We start from the raw sequence: 21,332 nt of genomic DNA on the forward strand, positions 1-21,332 counted from the left end.
TCGTGTATAAATTTAGAGAAAGCAGGCTACTGCCTGCTTTCATTTTATTTTACTTCTTCTTTTTTCTTTTTGAAATTATCCAATCCTTTTTTCAGGAATTCGATGTATTTATTTACATCTTCATCGTATGCGTATGATGGTCCTATTGGTTTTCCGGCATGGTCTAAAAGAACATAATAAGGCTGAGAGTTTGTCGCAAATTTATGTCGTTGCAGATAACTCCATTTGTCACCTATTGTTCTCAATTTTGTAGTCTTACCATTTTCCTGAACTTCCATCACCTCATTCAATTTGGTTTTGTCGTCTACCATCAAGGTGATAAGTACATACTCTTCGTCAAGCAACTGTTTTACACGAGGATCTGTCCAAACAGAAGCTTCCATCTTGCGACAGTTTACACAGCCATAGCCCGAAAAGTCTATAATAACAGGTTTGTTTTTCTCCTGAGCATATTTCATCCCAGCCTCATAGTCTTCAAACTTGGCATGAACAACTCCATTGTATAGGCTAAAGTCCTGAGTATATAATGGCGGTGCAAATGCACTTATCGCTTTGAGAGGAGCCCCCCACAAGCCGGGAACCATATACACGGCAAAAGCAAATGATACAATAGCCATAAGTAAACGTGGAATAGAAACATATTTCAGGTCGCTGTCGTGCGGTAGTTTCAATTTACCTAACAAATAGACTCCAAGCAGAACGAATATCACAATCCATAATACTAGAAATACTTCACGGTCTAATATACCCCATTTGTATGCAAGGTCGGCTACTGATAAGAATTTCAGGGCAAGCGCGAGTTCTAAGAATCCTAATACGACCTTTACTGAGTTCAACCATCCTCCCGACTTTGGCATACTTTCGAGCCAAGAAGGGAATATTGCAAATAATGAAAACGGAATAGCTAATGCAACAGCAAAACCGAACATCCCGATTGCAGGAGCTATTATGCTACCCGACCCGGCAGCCTGTACCAATAATGTGCCTATGATAGGCCCGGTGCAAGAGAATGAAACGAGTGCCAGAGTAAAAGCCATAAAGAAGATGCTGATAATTCCTGTGGTAGAATCGGCTTTCTGGTCCATTTTGTTCGTCCATGAGGACGGTAAAACCATCTCGAATGCACCGAAGAATGATATAGCAAACACAACCAACAATGCAAAGAATATCAGGTTGAATATGGCACTCGTAGCTAAATCATTCAGAGCGCTGGCTCCAAATATTCCGGTTATTAATAATCCGAGGGTGACATATATAATGATAATTCCCACTCCGTAGGTAATAGCATCTTTTATCGCTTTGCCTTTGTTTTTCTTATTTCGTTTAAGGAAAAAGCTCACGGTCATAGGTAGCATCGGCCATACACAAGGTGTAAGTAGGGCGATAAGTCCACCGCCAAAACCTCCGAGGAAAATCCAAAGAAGTGACATGTCGGAGGTATCTCCCGCAGCACCATAAGCTTTCAGTTCGCTTATTACAGGTGTCCAAAGTTCTTCACTGCTTACACTTGCTGTAGTACTTGATACCGATGAAGATAAGCTGTCAGCCGAAATTTGTTCAGCTGATAATCCTTCAGAGGTACTATCGGATTCGCCTGCTTTAGCAGCAACAACTGTAGCGGGTAAATCTTTTGATTTGAAGTCCAGATCAATTTTTATTGGAATACACTGCCCGTCAATCTCGCTACATACCTGTCCACGAAAATCACCTTCGAGAGCAAAAGCTGCTTTGTCGGTTATATTAAGTGTTTGAACAAAAGTAGCCTGATTCTCATAATAGCCATACTCCATCTGAAATATGTCGTCATATTTTTTCTTCAACTTGGAGTTGACTGCTTTCAGATTACCGACTTTAGTTGCACCCTTCAGCTTATCGATTGATATCGTTGTGGGCATCGGTCCATTTTCAGGAATAGTTATGTCAAAAATATGCCATGTAGGATCTATTCGAAAGGTTGTTGTTAATTCAACTTCTCCGTTTCCTTTATCAACAAGCTTGGTTGTCCACGACGCAGGTTGTTGCGCATAAAGCGATACTGACAGAACAATTGACAGGAAAAATAAGAATGATATTTTTTTCATAGAAAGTATCTATACGAATTATTTTAAAATAAGAAGTCCAAAGTTAGTAAAAAGACTCTATATAGATAGATACCCCAATTGCTTTTATGATTAATTTACTTATTTATATTTATCAATATTTGCTTATCGTAATAGTCTTTATTTTTTATTAATTAATACTTAAACTTGATATATTCGGGTTCTTCTTTTATTTCTGAATATGGAGAATAGCTTTGATCGCTATGGCGCACATAGCGTCCTTCCTCAATAGATTTGTCTACGTACTTCTGTGGTATAATATATCCCATCATCTCAGCCAGTACATATATTGTGCTCGAATTGTTGATCAGCTTGGTTCCAGGATCAATGTATTTATCCATTACGGAATTAATCCTACTTTCGTTCTTCTGTATGGTTATAAGTGGGATATCATATTGGGCAATACCATTTTTCCAAGGGCCGTGTCCTTTACCTAGTATCTCTCCATGATCCGAAAAGTGGAAGAAGACAGCTGTGGAGTCTTGTTGCATTACCTTATATATTTCACGCATTACCCTATCGGTATGATGTATAGAACGGTCGTAGTCTGTTTGCAGGGATGAGCCCGAGCTTGGTATTGCTTTGGCATCTATATTATCATACCTATCCGAATAGTTATTATGGCTTCCTACCAGATGTATGATAAAGAACTGTTTTTTAGCGGGTTTATGCTCTTCTTTTAGTATCGGGATAAGATCGAAATCGTCATTAGCCAGATACCCTCCTTTAGTAAATACCGCTTTGTTTGTTCCGGCAGCTAAATATCCCAAATAAGAATCTTGAATACCCGACGCTCCTTGATTAGACAACCAATAAGTTTCATATCCCGCATCATTGGCTAGGTTTATAAGTGTTTTCTCTTGATAAAACGGGGTCATATCTGTTGGCGATGCAAAAGACAAGGCTATACGTAAAGCATTCCGTGTAAAAGCTGCTGCCGCAATACCATCATAGTAATTTATAGGGGAGGGTGTAGTCTGTGCCAAGCTATCCAAAAACGGAGTTGTTTTTATCGGATAACCGTACAGAGAAAGATGTTTGCGATAGGCACTCTCTCCGATAACAATATATATTTTTTCGGGTTTTTGTACTGTATCGCTGAGTAGTATTCCTTCAGGAAGCTTTTTACTGCTCTGATCAGAGAATTTTCGTAGTTGCGCCATCTCTTCTTGGTAAGCTATAATTGTTGCTATATTGCCATAGAGAATTGGTGCATACATATTTACTTTATCTTGCCCTACCCGAATAGGGAATTCTGTAAACAGGTCTTCTTGATATTCGTAAGCGATGCGTTTATAACAAACAAACGGTAGGAATAAGAAGAGATAAATTAACAATCCGATTAAAGACCATTTTATAGAGAGCCTAGCTTCCTTTAGTTCCTTTTCTGATAACCATAGAAGCAGAGTTGTAGCAGCTAATGCTATCAGAGCACCGATCACCACTCCACCTTTCAGCATACTTGCGGCCTCTGTCGTATGCGTCTCGAATATCGAGGCCATCATATCCAGCGAAATATCGCTTCCTAAGACAAATGCGAAATAGGCATTGGACGTAAGTATAAATGCGAGTATAAATGTAATTATAAATGTGTATTTGGTCTTGGCTAAAATATTCAAGATGAATACAAATGAAACAACATGTATGGCCATCGGAATACTTGGAGCTAAATTGATAGGCAAAAAGGCTATCAGACCAATATATATTAGAGCCAGTATAGTAAATTTATATTTGTATATAAGTTTTCCTATCCACTTTGTATATTCTTTAATCTTAGTCATTAACGAGGTAAAAAGTCGTGCGTAAGTTGATGAGCAAAGGTATTATTTTTTGCTATGGAATTTATATTAAAAAATGTTCTTTTTTGTTTAAATTTTTAATACATTCGCTTTTTGTATTAACATCTCACACTATGAAAAACTGAATTTATGAAAAGAAAATTATATCTGTGCTCTTTTATTTTTTTTGTATTATTCGCATCTCTTAAAGCCCAAAGTAATTATAAAAAAGGCTATGTTATCACCAATGACAACGATACAATATATGGCTTGATCGATTTTAGGACTGATGCCATAAATGCAACACGATGTACATTCAAATCTGAGCAAGCCGAAAAAATATATTATCCCGGTGATATTGCGGGTTATAAGTTCTCAGATGAAGGAAAATACTATGTTACACGTGAAGTGACAATAGATAGTATTCCCCAGAAATTTTTTCTTGAATATTTGGTTCAAGGTATGATGGATCTCTATTATTTAAGATCAGATGGTAAAGTATATTATTTGTTTGATAAAGATGGGGATTTAATTGAGATTACAAAAAAAGAAGATTTTATAGATGTTAATAGTCTACGTCTTATTAAAGATGTAAAATATAAGAATACACTGAAAAGATACTTTAAAGACTACCCTACAATAACAAGTCGGTTAAGTAATATTGATTTTAAACAGAAGTCATTTATAAATATAGCAAAGTTGTATCACGATGAGACTTGTTCTACCGGCGAAGAATGTATAATATTTGAAAATCAACACCCTGATAAGAATCCGAGTGTTCTTCAATTAACTGTTTTTGGAGGATTACAATGGGGCACATATACACTGATTAATGATAAAGATCGAAAATACAAGTTTGGAGGTATGCAACCTACTATAGGGTTAAAAGGCAATGTGTTTAATCCTCGTTGGAGTCAATCTTTTGCAGTTCAATTAGAAGTCTCGTTTTCAAGAATTGATGGTTCTAATGAAGTTGTATTTTCCGGATATAAATTAAATTTTGATATGAATGTAATATATGGAACTGGTAAAGTTGGGTTAGAATATAAATTACCATTGAAAAAGATTCGTCCACTAATAGGTGGAGGGTTAGCATACACACGCATCTTTGCTGATAATGTTAAGTATTCTTATCAGAATTCACCAGAGAAAAAATATTTGTATAGCCTCCGAAATTCTTACTTTGGTTATTTCATAAATGCAGGTGTAAGCTATGCTCTAAATAAGAAACATAATCTATTACTTCAAGCGTCTATACAACAGAACGGTACTGTGGACACTGCTCAGAAAAATGGATCGGATAAATTCAAATCCTATAACATAGTTTTAGGATATACCTTCTAATGGGATAATACAAAATAAAAAAATCCTCTACTTATAGGACTATAAGTAGAGGATTTTTTTATTTACTCAACGCTTCTTTTAGAGCTTTTACTGCTTCTTTTATATTAGCACTTTCTTTTAGTAATGTGATAAATTTACTTCCTATAATCGCTCCGCTTGCATTCTCTTGTGCGGCTTCTAATGTTGCTTTGTTGGATATACCGAATCCGATCAAACGGGGATTGCGAAGATTCATTCCATTTATTTTGCGGAAATAAGCTTGCTTTTTATCATCAAAGTTACTCTGTGCACCAGTAGTAGATGCTGACGAAACCATGTAGATAAAGCCATCGGTATGCTGATCTATCAGGCGTATACGCTCATCTGATGTCTCAGGGGTGATGAGCATGACTATTTTTATATCGTATCTGTCTGCTATTGGTTTATATTGAGATATATAGTCATTGAATGGAAGATCGGGAATGATAGCTCCGTCTATACCTGTTTCTTTGCATTGTTTGCAAAAGTTCTCAAAACCATATTGCATAATCGGATTGAGATATCCCATCAGGATGAGAGGTATCATCACATCGCTGCGGATGTCTTTCAACTGTTCGAACAAGACCTTTAATGTCATACCATTGCGAAGAGCAATTGTTCCACTTTCCTGAATAGTCGGGCCATCGGCCATCGGATCTGAAAATGGAATACCTATTTCTATCAGGTCGGTACCATTTGCTTCTAATTCGCGAATAACATTGCAGGTGTCATTCAATTGCGGAAATCCGGCAGTAAAATAGATGGATAATATATTCTTTTGTTTTTTTTCAAACAGTTGCTTTATTCTATTCATTTCTTAGTTGTTTTATAAATTGATCAAGTAGTTGTATGTCTTTTAACCCTGGTTCTATTTCAAATTTGCTATTAAGGTCTACTCCATATAGCCGAGGGTGCTTTATTGCTTTTATTTGCTCAACATCTTCAACCGATATTCCTCCACTAAGGAAAAAAGGAGTATCTCCATCATAAGTATCTAGTATTGCCCAATCGAATTTTTTTCCCGAGCCTCCATATTGTGGGGTTTTGGTATCGAATAAGAAATATCCCGGAAGCCCCTCGTATGCTTTCGTCTGTTCAAAGTCAGAAGACTCGGAAATACTGAAAGCTTTAATTATCGGGATAAACTTGTTTAACTCGCTACAAAAGTTTGGAGATTCGTTTCCGTGCAATTGGATTAAATCTAACTTATATTTGTCAATCATTTCAACGATGAAATCTATTGTTGAATTCACAAATACGCCTACTCTTTTGATATTACTAGAGTGTATATCCCCTACGTTTTGCCATAGTTGATAATCGATATAGCGGGGTGATTTCTGATAGAATATCATACCCATATAATCAATAGATAATTTGTTTAACTCCTGTATATTCTCAGGATATTTCATCCCGCAGACTTTGATCTTCATGCTAATTGGTTTATAAAGTCTTCCAATGCTTTCCCCGGATTGCTTGTTTTCATAAAGTTCTCTCCCATCAAGAATCCTTTATATCCTGCCTGTTGCAGATCGATGACCGTCTGGGGTTGGGAGATACCACTTTCGGATATCTTAATAAAGTCGTCAGGTATCTTATTCGCCAGATCAAAGGAGATTTGTATATCTGTAACAAAGGTTCCCAGATTGCGGTTGTTGACTCCTACAACGTCTACCTTATCATTGATATGATGAAGTTCCTGTTCATTGTGAATCTCTAATAAAACATCAAGGTTTAGTTCCTTTGCTTTTTTCGCCAGTTGTTTGGTTTCTTCTATCGTCAGAGCTGAGGCAATCAGCAATACCGCACTGGCTCCGGATATTTTAGCCTGATACAATTGATATTCATCTACTACGAAATCTTTACGTAATAATGGCGTTTTTGTAAGACTTCCGGCTAATTCCAGATCAGCTAATTCCCCTCCAAAGAAATCCATGTCGGTAAGTACAGATATTGCACTGGCTCCGTTTTGGGAGTATAGAGGAATTACGTCTTCAATCTTTGCATCTTTAAAAATCCAGTCACGAGACGGTGAGCGACGCTTAAATTCCGCAATAATCCCTGTTCTTGAATTCTTGATAGCTTCTTTAAAAGAAGCAGGAGTAGTGATTGTCGATAATCTTTTTTCTAACTCGTTGATAGAAGTGTCTTTTTTATGTCTTTCTACTTCCAACCATTTGTTTGCAATTATCTTATCTAAAATATTAATCATATCTTATTTTATTGTTTTTCTTTCTTCAGAACGTTAATAACAGATGCCAATGCTACAATGCAAATACCGAACATACCTATTAGTGCATAAGAATATCGCAAGTTGGTTGCACTTGCAATATAGCCAATTAGAGGAGGTCCCATCAAAAAGCCGAGGAAACTTACACTGGATACTAATGTCAGTGCTATACTTGTTGATATCTTTGTTTTTTGTCCTGCAATACTATACACTGTGGGAACAATACCCGCCGTACCCAATCCGATAATCATAAAGGCAATGATAGTAGTTATGAAATGCGGAAAAGCTACAGCAGCGAACAGTCCTGTTGCTATAAGGATACCTCCTACTTGAACAACACGTTGCGAACCCCATTTCTGAGTGGCTTTGTCGATAACAAATCGTCCTGATGCCATAGTTATCATATATGCTGCGAGTCCGATAGGAGCCATATGTACGGGAGTGCCTACTACATCTATCAGATAAAGCCCGCTCCAGTCGGCCATAGCACCCTCGGCAGCCATGCCACAAAATGCCACAATGCCCAGTAAGAACAGAAACTTCTCCGGCTTATTCTTCTTTCTGGCTGCAATATCCGACGGGTCTTTTTGCTTTTTAAGATCAGCCTGAAGATAGCGCATATTGAGATAGACAGCTATAAGAACAAGTGTTCCGATGATACAAAAATGATAGATAGGTTTGAACTTTAGCGATGCCATTAACAGCCCTACAGAAGCACCCGCTAGTCCTGCCAGGCTCCACCCTCCATGAAAGGAGGCCATGATCGGTTTATTATAAGTAGCCTCAAGTGTTACAGCCTGAGTATTGACCGATATATTGCAGAAGTTGCCGCAAAAGCCGAAAAATATAAGACTCATGATCAAGGCATATTCAGAACCAGAAAGCCCTATAAGCAGTAACGCTAAGACGTAGCCTGTAAGAGCTAAGGGTAGAATACGTTTACTTCCCACTCTGGATATGAGTAAGCCTGATATGGTCATTCCGCATATTTGTCCGATAGGGATCATTAACAGGATAGTACCCCATGCTGCATCACCCAGCCCTAACGAATTCTTTATATCGGGAATTCGGCTAGCCCAGCTGGAAAAGCACATACCCGAACAAAAGTACAGACAGAAAATAGCTAGTCGTATACGTTCTTTCGATGTTGTATTGGTTGTTATATCCATTATTTACGAGCTAATAGCTCTATTTTGTTTAACCATTTTTCCCGTTGTTCGGGAGTTGATCCTTTTATTGTTGCCAGATAAGTTGTTCTGATATTTTTAATACCACAAAATGCGCCGATATTTTTTCTTATCATCTTTCCTCCGATATCTTTCACTATCCATTTGTAATAAAAAACAGGAGCATCCATCGTGCTGATGATTTCAGATGTTTTTCCCATCAATAGCTTTTTTGGAAACGGAGACTTTTCCTGATATTCAAAAGTGAATCCCGGAAGGAATAACCTTTCTATAAATCCTTTCAAAAGAGCAGGAGGGGATGCCCACCATGTAGGGTAAATCCAAACAATATGTTCTGCCCATTGCAACTTGTCCCAAGCTTCCAACAGATCGGGTTCGAGTTCCGTTCTTTTGCGATAGCCATACATCAGTATGGGATTGAAAGTCATTTCAGCGAGGATGATCTCTTTTACTTCATTTCCTTTCGCCAAACTACCTTTTTTGTATTGCTGATGTAGCCCAAAGCAAAAGCTTTCTTTGTCGGGATGTCCGTTAATTATTAAAACCTTTTTCATATCAGAGTATCGTTGATATATTAAGTGTTTAACTCTAAGAATCTCAAAAATGTATCTTTTAGCCTTCCGCTCTCTATTGTTTCCCGCGCCTGTGTAATACTATCTTCAAAAGACATATTCGGATCAATTGTCTGAATTGCTGTAGCAGCATTTGCAATCACCGCATTTTTTTGTGCTTTAGTCGCAGTATTGCAGATGATATTATCAAAAATCTTAGCGGCATCTTCCGGCGTTGCGCCACCGTCCAGGTCCGCTTCTTTGCAACGTTCAAAACCAATTAGTTCGGGGCTGTATATTTTTTCTTCAAATTTATTGATTATTTTGAAATCTCCCGTTAATGATATTTCATCATATCCGTCTAAACTATGTACAATCGAATAATCCACATCCGTTTGTTGATACATATAAAAATACAGACGTGCCATTTTCAGATTGAAAACACCTAACACCGTGCGCTTTGGTTTTATTGGGTTAACCACTGGTCCCAGCATATTAAAGAAGGTGCGAACACCAAGTGCCTTACGTACGGGTGCAACCACCTTAAGCGCGTTGTTGAACAGAGGGGCATGCAAGTATGCGATATTGGTTTTGTCCAAAGATGCTTCCAGCTTGCTTACATCGGATGTGAATTTCACACCGTGCTGTTCCATTACATTAGATGCCCCACTGACTGAGGTTGCACCGTAATTACCATGTTTGGCAACCTTATATCCTGATGCGGCAACAACGAAGCAAGACAATGTTGAAATGTTGAATGTATTCTTATTATCTCCGCCTGTACCTACTATGTCGATAGGGTTGTAAGCCGCCAGCGCATCTACATTGGCTCGCAGATCTAAAAGTGCATCTGCAAATCCGAGAAACTCATCAACGCTGATACTGCGCATAAGAAAGACACTGATGAATGCTGCGATTTGCGAATCATTATAGTCTCCGGCAGCCATCTTTGTCAATATTTCCTTTGCTTCACATCTGTTGAGATATTGATGCTCAAAGAGTCTGTTTAATATTTGTTTCATATCTTTAGCTGTTAACTTATAGCTTTTAGCCGTTATTCTATTTGCTAACGGCTATCAGCTAAGAGTTTATTTTACGGAACCAGATGTTCTAGTGTATTTGTTGTTTTCGCAATCTCTTCGTCGCCTAGCTCATGGTTCGATAATTCTCCATCAAAATAACGATCATAGGCAGCCATATCGATAAGCCCGTGGCCGGATAGATTAAATAGAATTGTTTTTTGACTTCCTTCCTCTTTTGCTTTCAATGCTTCCTGGATAGCTGTGTATATAGCATGTGATGATTCAGGAGCCGGGATTATACCTTCCGCTTTAGCAAACAATATAGCCGCTTCGAATGTATCGAGTTGCTTCACATCTACAGCTTCTATATATCCGTCTTTTTTCAACTGGCTGACAATAGTTCCTGCACCATGGTACCGAAGGCCACCCGCATGGATATTTGCCGGTGCAAAATTGTGCCCCAGTGTGTACATCGGTAGCAGTGGTGTATATCCGGCTTCGTCACCAAAGTCATATTCGAATTTACCTCGGGTCAGTTTAGGGCATGATGCCGGCTCTGCCGCAATCAGGCGTACTTCTTTTCCTTCGGTCAGTTTATGGCGCAAAAACGGGAATGTGATACCGGAAAAATTCGATCCGCCGCCAAAACAGCCTATTACTATATCGGGATATTCTCCGGCTATTTCCATTTGTTTTTCTGCTTCCAACCCAATGATTGTTTGATGCAGAGATACATGATTCAGAACACTGCCTAATGTATATCTACAATTCGGTGTATTCAATGCCAGTTCTATCGCCTCCGAAATGGCTGTTCCGAGGCTTCCCTGATAAGTCGGGTTTTCTGTAATTATTTTACGTCCGGCTTTCGTGCTCATACTAGGTGAAGCTATAACTTCGGCTCCATATGCCTGCATAATAGATCGGCGGTAAGGTTTCTGGTGGTAACTGATCTTAACCATATACACAGCCAGATTTAGGTCGAAGTGGCTCGCTGCATACGATAAGGCTGCACCCCATTGTCCGGCTCCGGTTTCGGTTGTGATATTTGTTATCCCCTGCTCCTTACAGTAGTATGCCTGCGCTATTGCCGAGTTTAGTTTGTGCGAGCCTACAGGGCTGACACTCTCATTTTTGAAATAAATATGAGCCGGAGTGTCCAACGCTTTTTCTAGCCCGTATGCTCGTACCAACGGTGTAGGACGGTAATTTTTATATAGTTCCCGTATCGGTTCGGGGATTTCTATCCAACGGTCGGTATCATTTAGTTCCTGTTTTGCTAGTTCTGTCGCAAATATTGGTTCCAGATCACTTACCTCCAACGGCTTTTTGGTTGCCGGATGAAGCGGCGGGAGAGGTTTGTTTTTCATGTCCGCCACAATGTTATACCAGCATCTAGGAATGTCGTTCTCGCTTAATAAGATTTTCTTTTTCATTATATTAGTATTAATTATTGGTTCAGAAAGTTTTTTACTATTGTTTCTCCGGCAGGAGTTAAAACAGACTCGGGATGGAATTGTACTCCATGCACATCAAACTCTTTATGCTTTAGCGCCATTATCTGCCCGTTATTGTCTGTTGCTGTTATTTCAATACAGTCAGGAAGTTTGTTATTGTCTACTATCCATGAATGATAGCGCCCGACTTCTAATTCCCTCCCTAGCGTATCAAATATATAATCCGATTGTGTGATGTTAATCCGGGTTGCTACTCCATGATACACATCTTCTAGGTTTTTCAACTGAGCACCAAAAGCCTCGCCTATTGCCTGATGTCCAAGGCAAACACCTAATATTGGTCTTTTGCCTGCATATTCTTTTATCAGGGGTAATAGTAATCCGGCTTCGGAAGGGATACCGGGACCCGGAGAAAGAATAATTTTATCATATTTAGCAACATCTTCAAGTGCTATTTTGTCATTCCTGAAAACATCTACATCTGTATAGCCTAGCTCCTTTACCAGATGAACAAGATTGTATGTAAATGAATCGTAGTTGTCGAATATCAGAATTTTCATACCTCTGGTTTTAATAAGTTATCGTTCAAATATTGTTCAGTGGTGGTTACCTTTGCGTAAAAATAATTCAGTGCAGACAAAAATGAGTTTTGAACATCTTTGGCATCTGTCTTTTTACCGAATATCTCCAAGTCTCGTGTAGCACAGGCATCTCCAATAATAGTACAATTGTACCCTAAATCTTTTGCAGCCCGTGTTGTTGCATCAATGCACATGTGAGTCATCATACCACAAATAACAAGATCTTTGATGCCTGATTTATTCAAATAGCTATCGAGATCTGTTTCCCTGAAGCTATTGGGGAAATGTTTGACCACAATCTTTTCGGTATTTAATGGCTTTACACTTTCATGTATTTCTGCTCCATATGTATTGGGTAAGAAAAATCCTGATTCGGGTCTGGACGCTATATGTTGAACGATGATTATGGGAAATTCCTTTTGTCTGAAATCTGTCAAGAGCTTTTTTGCATTCATAGCAGCTTCTTCAGAATTGGATAAGGGCATCATTCCTCTTTCAAAATAATCGTTTTGGATATCTATTATTAATAATGCTTTCATCGATTTAATTTTTTAATTCTTCGGCAAACCGAATAGCTTTGGCTAAAGCCCCCAGTTTGTTTTTTACTTCCATTACCTCTGTCTCGGGATTCGATTTAGATACGATTCCTCCTCCTGCCTGATAGTATAGTGTGTTATTACGACTCAAGAATGTACGTATCGTAATAGCCTGATTAAGGTCTCCGTTAAAACCTATATAGCCAATACAGCCGCCGTATACCCCGCGCATTTGTTTTTCTATGTCTCGTATCAGTTGCATCGCTCGCACTTTGGGCGCACCCGAGAGTGTTCCGGCCGGAAATGTATCGGCAAAAACAGATATACTGTTATTGTCTCTATCTACAGTCCCACTTACACGAGAAACGAGGTGAATCACATGCGAATAGAATTGAACATTTTTGTAAAATTCTACTTGCACGTCGTGACAGTTGCGGCTGAGATCATTCCTCGCCAAATCGACAAGCATGACATGCTCTGCATTTTCTTTTTCGTCGTTCAGTAAGTTCTCTGAAAGGATGCGGTCTTTCTCATCGTCTCCGGTGCGAAAATATGTACCGGCAATGGGGTCTATATAAGCTTTGTCTTTTGTTACCTTGCAATGTGTTTCGGGTGATGAACCGAAGATGCGGTACGAACCAAAGTCGAAATAGAAGAGGTATGGCGAAGGGTTGATAGAGCGTAAAGAACGATATACTTTAAAATCGTCTCCTGCAAATTTTTGAGTGAAGCAGCGAGAAAGAACAATCTGAAATACATCACCACGTTTGCAATGTGCGATTCCTTTCTTTATCATTTCCTGATGCTCTTCATCTGTGATCATCGATTGCTCGTCTCCGATCGCTTCGAAATTGTAAGAGGGGATATTATTGTTCGTTAGGATAGCTTCAAGCTCAGGTGTCTTTTCCTGAGTGCCTTCCACTATGTTTTCTACAATGGTAAGTTCATTTTTCAGGTGATTAATAACTAATATGAAACGGTACAATATGTAGTAAAATTCAGGGACATCCGCATTTCTTAGTTTTGTATTCACCGGATCAACAGCCTCAAAATAGCGAATGGCATCGTAAGAAGTATATCCAAAGAACCCGTTTATATTTGTCTTGTTTTCTCCTTGTACATCAAACTGCTTGATAAAAGCATTGAATTTATCTGTAAGCTTTTCGTGTCCTAACAAGGTTTCCTGATGTGTTGTATTGTCGGGATAAGTCGTGGTTATTTCATCATTATCTACTCTAAATCTAGCAATGGGACTTATACCTATAAAAGAATAGCTGTTTTCGCCACCATGATAATCGGAACTTTCTAGTAAGGCAGACTCCGGATACACATCTCTTACCTTTAGATAAATTCCGACAGGAGTCTGTAAATCTGCCAGAAGATTTTTTGTCTTTACCTGTATATTGTATTTCATACTATTTAGCTGATATTGTTAATCTATTCTCTGTTTAGCGGTTGCGATAGTTTATATAGGTTTCCATGTCTTTGTCGCCACGCCCTGATAGGCAAAGCACAACTACATCGTCGGCATTGAATTGCTTCTTGTTCAGAGCACCCAAGGCATGAGCCGATTCTATGGCAGGTATTATTCCTTCCAGTTTGGTGAGTTCAAAAGCAGCTTCCATGGCTTCTTCGTCTGTCACGGCAAGTACTTCAGAGCGACCGATCTGAGTAAGGTGTGCGTGCATCGGTCCAATTCCCGGATAATCCAGTCCGGCTGATATGGAGTAAGGCTCTTCTATCTGTCCGTCTTCCGATTGCATGAGCAGTGTTTTACAGCCATGTATAATACCTAATCTGCCTAAGTGGATTGTTGCAGCCGACTCTCCTGAGTCTATTCCTTTTCCGGCAGCTTCGGCAAGTACGATCTTTGTTTGGGGCTCATCTATAAAGTGATAAATTGTCCCCGCTGCATTGCTCCCTCCCCCTACACAAGCAATAAGATAATCAGGTGTTTCTCGACCTTCTTTTTCTAAGAGCTGCTTACGGATCTCTTCGCTTATTACAGATTGCAGACGTGCTACCATATCGGGATAAGGATGAGGCCCTATGGTAGAACCAATCACATAATAAGTATCGGATGGATGACTGCACCAGTCACGGATAGCTTCATTCGTTGCATCTTTCAATGTCATGTTTCCACTGGTTACAGGAACTACCGTTGCTCCCAACATTTCCATCTTCTGTACATTGAGCTTTTGACGGGCAACATCTGTTGCTCCCATATATACAATGCACTCCATATTCATCAGAGCACATACTGTAGCAGTGGCTACACCATGTTGTCCTGCTCCTGTTTCGGCAAGTATGCGTGTCTTACCCATACGGCGGGCTATAAGGATTTGTCCCAAAGCATTGTTTATCTTGTGCGAGCCTGTATGGTTAAGATCTTCACGCTTGAGATATATCTTGCAGCCGTATTTTTGGGAAAGCCTATTTGCTAAATAGAGAGGCGATGGGCGTCCTGCATAATCTTTTAATAGGTCGTTATACTCTTTCTGAAAGCTGGGGTCGTTTATGATATCCAGATATGAGTTCTTTAATGTTTCCACATTGTCATATAAAATCTCAGGAATATATGCTCCTCCAAATTCTCCATAAAAGCCATTTGTATCAACTGCGAATTTTTCCATCTTATATAGTGTTTATTTTATTGTCATAAAAAAAGCCTATCGTGAGTTACGATAGGCTTTGTATTTTAAAAATTTTCTATTTGTAAATACACACCGATTTGGCTCACGACTTTTTGAGTTGAGAGTGCCACCACCAATATGTATTTGTTAATAGAAGATTCATTATACTTTCTTTTTGTTCTTGCAAAGATATAAAAAAAATGAAACGAACAAATGCTTGACATATATTTTTTGATTTGATTAAGAATTGTTTAAATTTTAATCCACCCTTTGCTTATCATTATGAAAGCTTATATCTTTGTTTAGACAGTATCAACCACCAAATTCTATTCGTACATAATAAATATTTAAACATGAAAAATATGCGTAATTTTATTCTCTTCCTCCTTATCCTATTCTCTATCTCAGTGAATGCCCAACACAAGTCTCTAAGCTTTAATAACAATGGTAAATTTAAGATCATCCAGTTTACCGATATCCACTATAAGAAGAATGTTCCCGAATCGGCAGTTGCCTTAAAGTTAATCAGTGAAGTGCTTGATGCCGAACAACCGGACTTAGTTGTATTCACAGGTGATGTCATTTATGCGAAGCCGGTAAAAGAGGGGCTCGATGATATTTTCAACCTTGTGATAAAAAGGAAGATACCTTGGGCTTATGTATTCGGAAACCATGATGACGAACACGAAACATCTCGTCAGGAACTCATGGATTTCGTAACCCTCAAACCATACTGTCTTGCTCAGGCAGGAGACAAGTCTTTGAACGGAGTAGGGAACTATATCCTCGAGGTGAAGGGTGCTTCGGAAGATAAAGTAAAGTCGGTTCTTTACTTTTTCGATTCGGGAGCTTATGCACCTATCAAAGAGGTTGGTACTTATGACTGGCTTGCATTCAATCAGGTAGAGTGGTATAGAGCTCAAAGTGCAGCATACACCAAACAAAATGCCGGAGAGCCTTACCCTGCTCTTGCCTTTTTCCATATCCCGTTGGTTGAGTACTCGATGATGAAGGCTGAGAAATACGACCAGCTGATAGGAAGCCGTGATGAGAAAGAATGCCACGGAAAGATGAACACCGGAATGTTTGCAGCCATGCGCGAAGCCGGAGATGTGATGGGTACTTTTGTAGGGCACGACCACGACAACGATTATATAGGAGAATACTATAACATATACCTCGCTTATGGACGTTATTCGGGAGGCAATACCGAGTACAACAACCTAGGTAAGAACGGATGCCGTGTCATAGAACTCGAAGAAGGAAAACGAACTTTCTCCACTTATATCCGACTGTTGGGAGGTGACAAATTATACCCTGTAACTTACCCTGATACATTTGCCAAAAAAGCAGAAGTAAAACAATAGAATAAATGTAGAGAGGCTGTCAAAAAAAACAGTCTCTTTACAATTCTACTCCTTCATATTTGGAAATGACTGAACGCCATACGTCGGGTATGCGCATCGATGATTGTGTATCTGCATCATAAGTCACGAAGACCGATTCGCAACGGCATTTTACTTCATCGTTTTTTACACTTCGTATTTGTTGAAGAAATACGCCGCTTTTGTCGCCCAGCTTTGTAATCTTGGTATCAACAACAATCTTTTCTTTGTAATAAATCGGGGAAAAGAAATCCACGTCGATATGCGCCAGTACAATCATTCCCTCAATCCAACTGACCGAAGCAGGCTTGATTACTTCAAAATAATTGGTTTTCCCTAAATCAAAAAAACTGAAGTATATATTGTTGTTTATATGTCCTAGTGCGTCTATATCGTTGAACCGGATTTGAACCGGGAGTGTAGCTTTAAATGTTTCTGGTTTTATTTCCATTCGTCTTATCTGAATACTATATCGTTTACAACAGGCATGCCTGCATGTTCATTCAATTTTGTTATTAATTTATCTTTAGCCATCATGAGCTCGGAACGTAATACCGATGAGCTGAGTGATACATATAGCACCCCATTCCGAAGGTAAATATTTGTTGTATAAGATGAAATCATAGACCCCAGAAGCTTCGACCAGCCTGTAACAGCCCTGCTCTCGGCAAACTTTCTTTTGAAGAATTGATTCTCTTCAAAAAACTGTCTGAGTACTTCACCTATACTTTCTGTATTTCGTTTTCTCATAAGGCTTTATTATTCTTTTGTACGACTTCGCCACCGCTTACTTCGTAGAGGTGATAACTGCTGTTTGTATGTGACAGTATTTCGTCGAGATGTTCACGGTTTGTATCGGTAACGAATATTTGCCCAAAGTCTTTATCCAATACGAGTTCTACTATTTGCTCTACACGTGTCGAATCCAGTTTGTCGAATATATCGTCGAGCAACAGCACGGGAGTTGTTTCGGTTGCCTTTCGTAGAAAATCGAATTGGGCAAGCTTCAACGCAACAACGTATGTCTTGTTCTGACCTTGCGACCCTACTCGTTTTATCGAATAGCCATCCATTTGCATATCCAAGTCATCTTTGTGCACACCGATACTCGTGTACCCTAATATGCGATCTCGTTCCCGCTTTTGTTTCAGCGAACGAGCAAAGTCTGCGTCGTCGAAATGCGATTCGTACCGTAACTCTACTTTCTCATTTGATAAACAGATAAAATCATAGAAACGTTGAAAGATAGGAATGAATTTCTCAATAAAATCTTTTCGTTTGGAATAGATAACCTTTCCCTCTTCTATCAATTGCTCGTCCCAAAGGTCGAACAAGGTCTCATCGATATACGAATCCGTTTTCAGAAGTGCGTTACGCTGTTGCAATGCTTTATTGTAGCGGATGAGGGAATGCAGATATTCCTTGTCGAACTGCGAAAGGAACATATCCATAAATTTTCTTCGCTCGTCACTTCCTCCATTTATAAGTTCGGTGTCGGAAGGTGAAACCATGATAAGAGGCAGAAAGCCGATATGATCGGATAGACGTTCATATTCTTTTTTGTTCCGCTTGAATTGTTTCTTCTGTTTCCGTCTGAGGCTGCAAAAGAACTCTTCTTGCTTGTCGCCCAAAACATACCATCCTTGTATAACGGCAAAATCGGCATCGTGCCTTATATTTTGGCTGTCGATGGGGTTGTTGTGGCTTTTGCAGAACGAGAGATAATAGATGGCGTCCAACAGGTTTGTTTTACCCATACCGTTACTACCCAAGAAGCAATTGATCTTGGGAGACAGACTGAGTTCTGCCTGTTCTATATTTTTATAGTTGAGTATGGATAACCGCTCTAATATCATGCTCTGTAGAATTAATAGAATACAAAAATACGATTTTTTGTGAGGGTTACTAAAGTTTTTAATCCAATAGTTACATCTAAACATCAAAGGTAATAAATCGGTATCAGTGTAACATGTTTGTTCTTATTTGTTTACTATGAAAAAGGTGACAAAAGTGACACTTTTCAGTCCGGTCTTATTATGTCACCTTCTTTCACTTCACTCCTTTTCACTTTTCGGTACAGATGGGGCGGAGGGAGACAATAATCCCTGATAAAGACATATTCCGATTCTTCTTTCTTTTGGGTTATTGGTTCCTCCTCCTCAATCTGTAAATCCTGCAAATTATCAGAATGCGATATTTGTTCGGTCGGTTCAGAAATAAGCTCTTCCTTTTCTATTTTCTTTTTGACCGGTACATTATTATTCATCAGTTTCTCACGCAGCTCATTCAAACTATCTCTCGTTTTGGGGTCTTGTACGATTATCGTTAAGGGTTGGCTGTGCTCTTTGTTCTCTTCTTCCTTTGTTTCGTTGTGCAACAATACCAGCCTGATAGCGTGTGTGTCGGGTGCATATTCTTTTTGTCTGACTACCCGGGTTTTCAGTACTAATTTGTCGGGATTCTCTTTGTCAGGGACATAGGTCGTTCGCACTTCCGTGAGGGTGTAGCCTTCGAGCTTTTTCTTTAACGATCGGCAGGCAGTTATTGTCAGCGTCTCATCTCTGCTTTCAATTGCCGCCTCTATTGCTTTTCTAAAATCGGGTTTCTTGTCTCTCCATTCATAAAATGATTTGCGGGTTATTTTCAGGTGTTTGCAAATCTCTGTGATAGAGTATGTGTCTTCTTCTATCAGCGAGACAATCTTTTCTGCCAGTCTTTCTGTGTACTTTGCCATATCTGTTATAATAATATTGTTTATAATAGATAATTATTTAGAAAAGTGATGAATAAGTAGGTGCAGTGGCTTGTCCCTGCCCGTTTATATTCGGGCGACCACAAGGAATCGCCCCTACAGTTGCCAGAACAATTTGTGGATAAAAGAATGGTAAGTGATAAATAAAAAACGGTCGGAAAAAATCCGACCGTTTATGATGATGAACCCGCTTTTTAGAGTTTTGTTTATAACAAGAAGTTATTTTATGTTCGAAACACTTCTTTGAGCTGTAATTGTTGAGCTCTTAGGAGTTGCTTTACGTGTAGTGAAATCAAACTCGGTAGACTTGTTACCGCTGAATGATTTCCATTTCAATTTTAACTTCACTGTTTTACCTTCCGTATCCGGCAAGTTGTTGATATTAAATGCTACTAGCCCATCAGCTTCACGTCCATAGGTGTCTCCACTCGCATTATGTCTGAATTCCAGTTCATAAGGGTTTGAAGGATTTGTGTTTACTAACAGATTTACGTAATGCGTCTTACTTGCATCGCCGAACAAAGTTCTGAATCTGAGAGTAAGATAGCCGTCTTCGGCAATAGTTACCCAGTCGTTCACTATTTCGATAGGATCTGTTCCGTATTTTGCATCGTTTTCAGCACCTAGGTTTGGAACGGTTTGCTTTGTAAGGATACTGTCTATCCAGTTTATATGTATAGCTTTCGTGTATCCTTGGCTAGGTTTGTCTACTTCGTCGTAGTTGACAAGTGCCCTGACTTCTCTGTTGCCGTAAGGCGAAGTTGTCATATTGGTAGGCAGCAATGTTGTCTTTTCGTCCAGCTGTAAGAAAAAAGAATTTCCGCCAGTCGGCTTTACAGTTACAAGTGCATTTGGATATCTCCAGCTTGTGTCATCATTATCATCCAAACAAGACTGAAAAACGATAGTCATGCCGATGATCCCAATAGTCATTAAAAAAAGTTTCAACGCTTTCATAGTTCTAACATCATTAATTATTGATTCTATAATATATGATGAGTTAGATGTCAGAAAAGTTGCAGCATGCTATAATTAAAATATATTAATAAATATCTCATCTATTAACAATACGGGATAATATAGCCTGTAGTTGATTGGTTGACCCTATCTGATAGCCGGGGAATATACTATGAATAATAGAATGTCTTTTTTACAGAAGTTTAAACGTGTACCCTTGTTCTTTTAGCCATTCTATACTTTGGGGTAAAGCATATTTCATGTTCTTCTCGGCTTTTAGCGAGTCGTGAAAAACGATCACAGAACCATCACGGGTATATCTTTTTACGTTTTCGAATACCTTTTCAGGAGTCATCAGTTTACTGTAATCTCTGGTAACAACATCCCACATCACAATTTTATAATAGCGCCTCAGGGTAAAGAATTGAGGTACGCGCATGTGTCCATGTGGCGGACGGAATAGTTCCGAATCGATATATTCCGAAGCCAGTCGGGTATTTTCAAGGTATCTTTTTGAGAATTTTCGTATACCTTGCACATGGTTGAAAGTATGATTCCCTACACGATGTCCTCTTTCCAATACCATTTTATAGATATCGGGATGTTTGCGAACATTGTCTCCTACACAGAAAAATGTCGCTTTAATTTCATATTTGTCCAAAAGATCTAATACCCACGGGGTAATGTCGGGTATCGGTCCATCGTCGAATGTGAGATAGACTGTTTTTTGTCCTTCTATAGGTTTGCGCCACAATGCTCCCGGAAACAGCATCCGGTATATCTTAGGGGGTTGTTCTATTAGCATAAT

At 39.0% G+C, this 21,332-nt stretch carries 21 protein-coding genes; 2 read left to right on the forward strand and 19 right to left on the reverse strand.

Annotated features, from left to right (window positions below):
- Window positions 1-44 precede the first annotated feature (44 nt).
- A complete protein-coding gene (locus PKC55_RS11950) occupies window positions 45-2,081 on the reverse strand; it encodes a protein-disulfide reductase DsbD family protein (protein WP_291127542.1) in 2,037 nt (678 codons plus the stop codon).
- Window positions 2,082-2,233: 152 nt separating this feature from the next.
- Window positions 2,234-3,880, reverse strand: coding sequence for a phosphoethanolamine transferase family protein (locus tag PKC55_RS11955; RefSeq protein WP_291127539.1), 1,647 nt, complete (start codon window positions 3,878-3,880; stop codon window positions 2,234-2,236).
- 147 nt (window positions 3,881-4,027) lie between these two features.
- Here PKC55_RS11955 and PKC55_RS11960 point away from each other — a divergent pair, with 147 nt between their 5' ends.
- On the forward strand, window positions 4,028-5,221 hold the full coding sequence (locus PKC55_RS11960) for an outer membrane beta-barrel protein (RefSeq protein WP_291127536.1): 1,194 nt from the start codon (window positions 4,028-4,030) through the stop codon (window positions 5,219-5,221).
- Window positions 5,222-5,279: 58 nt separating this feature from the next.
- Here the strand turns inward: PKC55_RS11960 and trpA are convergent, their stop codons facing one another.
- From trpA to trpB, 11 genes are all read right to left on the reverse strand, one after another.
- Window positions 5,280-6,053 carry a tryptophan synthase subunit alpha gene (gene trpA, locus PKC55_RS11965; RefSeq protein WP_291127534.1) on the reverse strand — a complete coding sequence of 258 codons (774 nt, stop codon included), beginning with the start codon at window positions 6,051-6,053 and terminating at the stop codon, window positions 5,280-5,282.
- The gene (locus PKC55_RS11970) at window positions 6,046-6,669 is read right to left on the reverse strand and encodes a phosphoribosylanthranilate isomerase (protein WP_291127531.1); all 624 of its coding nucleotides are present in this window, start codon (window positions 6,667-6,669) and stop codon (window positions 6,046-6,048) included. The genes trpA and PKC55_RS11970 overlap by 8 nt, the downstream gene beginning before the upstream one ends.
- On the reverse strand, window positions 6,666-7,448 hold the full coding sequence (gene trpC, locus PKC55_RS11975) for an indole-3-glycerol phosphate synthase TrpC (protein WP_291127528.1): 783 nt from the start codon (window positions 7,446-7,448) through the stop codon (window positions 6,666-6,668). Before trpC ends, PKC55_RS11970 begins: the two co-directional genes overlap by 4 nt.
- An 8-nt stretch (window positions 7,449-7,456) precedes the next feature.
- Window positions 7,457-8,635 carry an MFS transporter gene (locus PKC55_RS11980; protein ID WP_291127525.1) on the reverse strand — a complete coding sequence of 393 codons (1,179 nt, stop codon included), beginning with the start codon at window positions 8,633-8,635 and terminating at the stop codon, window positions 7,457-7,459.
- Window positions 8,635-9,207 (reverse strand): NAD(P)H-dependent oxidoreductase, encoded by a 573-nt coding sequence (locus tag PKC55_RS11985; RefSeq protein WP_135103618.1) that lies wholly within the window; start codon window positions 9,205-9,207, stop codon window positions 8,635-8,637. Before PKC55_RS11985 ends, PKC55_RS11980 begins: the two co-directional genes overlap by 1 nt.
- A 20-nt stretch (window positions 9,208-9,227) precedes the next feature.
- Window positions 9,228-10,226 carry an anthranilate phosphoribosyltransferase gene (gene trpD, locus PKC55_RS11990; RefSeq protein WP_291127519.1) on the reverse strand — a complete coding sequence of 333 codons (999 nt, stop codon included), beginning with the start codon at window positions 10,224-10,226 and terminating at the stop codon, window positions 9,228-9,230.
- A 71-nt stretch (window positions 10,227-10,297) separates the two neighbouring features.
- Window positions 10,298-11,662 carry a TrpB-like pyridoxal phosphate-dependent enzyme gene (locus PKC55_RS11995; protein WP_291127546.1) on the reverse strand — a complete coding sequence of 455 codons (1,365 nt, stop codon included), beginning with the start codon at window positions 11,660-11,662 and terminating at the stop codon, window positions 10,298-10,300.
- Between the two features lie 11 nt (window positions 11,663-11,673).
- Window positions 11,674-12,240, reverse strand: coding sequence for an anthranilate synthase component II (locus tag PKC55_RS12000; RefSeq protein WP_324373168.1), 567 nt, complete (start codon window positions 12,238-12,240; stop codon window positions 11,674-11,676).
- Window positions 12,237-12,800 (reverse strand): cysteine hydrolase family protein, encoded by a 564-nt coding sequence (locus tag PKC55_RS12005; RefSeq protein ID WP_291127512.1) that lies wholly within the window; start codon window positions 12,798-12,800, stop codon window positions 12,237-12,239. Before PKC55_RS12005 ends, PKC55_RS12000 begins: the two co-directional genes overlap by 4 nt.
- Window positions 12,801-12,804: 4 nt before the next feature.
- Window positions 12,805-14,211 carry an anthranilate synthase component I family protein gene (locus tag PKC55_RS12010; RefSeq protein WP_291127509.1) on the reverse strand — a complete coding sequence of 469 codons (1,407 nt, stop codon included), beginning with the start codon at window positions 14,209-14,211 and terminating at the stop codon, window positions 12,805-12,807.
- A 34-nt stretch (window positions 14,212-14,245) separates the two neighbouring features.
- Complete coding sequence (trpB, locus tag PKC55_RS12015; protein ID WP_324373170.1) at window positions 14,246-15,430, reverse strand: tryptophan synthase subunit beta; 1,185 nt, start codon at window positions 15,428-15,430, stop codon at window positions 14,246-14,248.
- A gap of 362 nt (window positions 15,431-15,792) precedes the next feature.
- On the opposite strand from trpB, the gene PKC55_RS12020 reads away from it, so the two are divergent.
- Window positions 15,793-16,797: a metallophosphoesterase family protein gene (locus PKC55_RS12020; RefSeq protein ID WP_291124934.1), complete on the forward strand. Its 1,005-nt coding sequence runs from the start codon at window positions 15,793-15,795 to the stop codon at window positions 16,795-16,797.
- 37 nt (window positions 16,798-16,834) lie between these two features.
- On the opposite strand, the gene PKC55_RS12025 is transcribed toward PKC55_RS12020, so the two are convergent.
- The 6 genes from PKC55_RS12025 to PKC55_RS12050 form a co-directional block, all read right to left on the reverse strand.
- Entirely contained in the window at window positions 16,835-17,266 is a 432-nt protein-coding gene (locus PKC55_RS12025; RefSeq protein WP_135103626.1) for an acyl-CoA thioesterase, read from the reverse strand.
- A gap of 5 nt (window positions 17,267-17,271) precedes the next feature.
- A complete protein-coding gene (locus PKC55_RS12030) occupies window positions 17,272-17,565 on the reverse strand; it encodes a DciA family protein (protein ID WP_135103627.1) in 294 nt (97 codons plus the stop codon).
- Window positions 17,562-18,671 (reverse strand): DNA replication/repair protein RecF, encoded by a 1,110-nt coding sequence (gene recF / locus PKC55_RS12035; RefSeq protein ID WP_291124932.1) that lies wholly within the window; start codon window positions 18,669-18,671, stop codon window positions 17,562-17,564. The genes PKC55_RS12030 and recF overlap by 4 nt, the downstream gene beginning before the upstream one ends.
- Window positions 18,672-18,835: 164 nt before the next feature.
- Window positions 18,836-19,549 (reverse strand): terminase small subunit-like protein, encoded by a 714-nt coding sequence (locus tag PKC55_RS12040; RefSeq protein WP_324373173.1) that lies wholly within the window; start codon window positions 19,547-19,549, stop codon window positions 18,836-18,838.
- 237 nt (window positions 19,550-19,786) lie between these two features.
- Window positions 19,787-20,524: a NigD1/NigD2 family lipoprotein gene (locus PKC55_RS12045; RefSeq protein ID WP_324373175.1), complete on the reverse strand. Its 738-nt coding sequence runs from the start codon at window positions 20,522-20,524 to the stop codon at window positions 19,787-19,789.
- 193 nt (window positions 20,525-20,717) lie between these two features.
- Window positions 20,718-21,329 (reverse strand): polysaccharide deacetylase family protein, encoded by a 612-nt coding sequence (locus PKC55_RS12050; protein ID WP_324373177.1) that lies wholly within the window; start codon window positions 21,327-21,329, stop codon window positions 20,718-20,720.
- Between the last annotated feature and the right edge of the window lie 3 nt (window positions 21,330-21,332).

This window comes from Dysgonomonas sp., from assembly GCF_035323175.1.
In the GTDB taxonomy this organism is placed as follows: domain Bacteria; phylum Bacteroidota; class Bacteroidia; order Bacteroidales; family Dysgonomonadaceae; genus Dysgonomonas.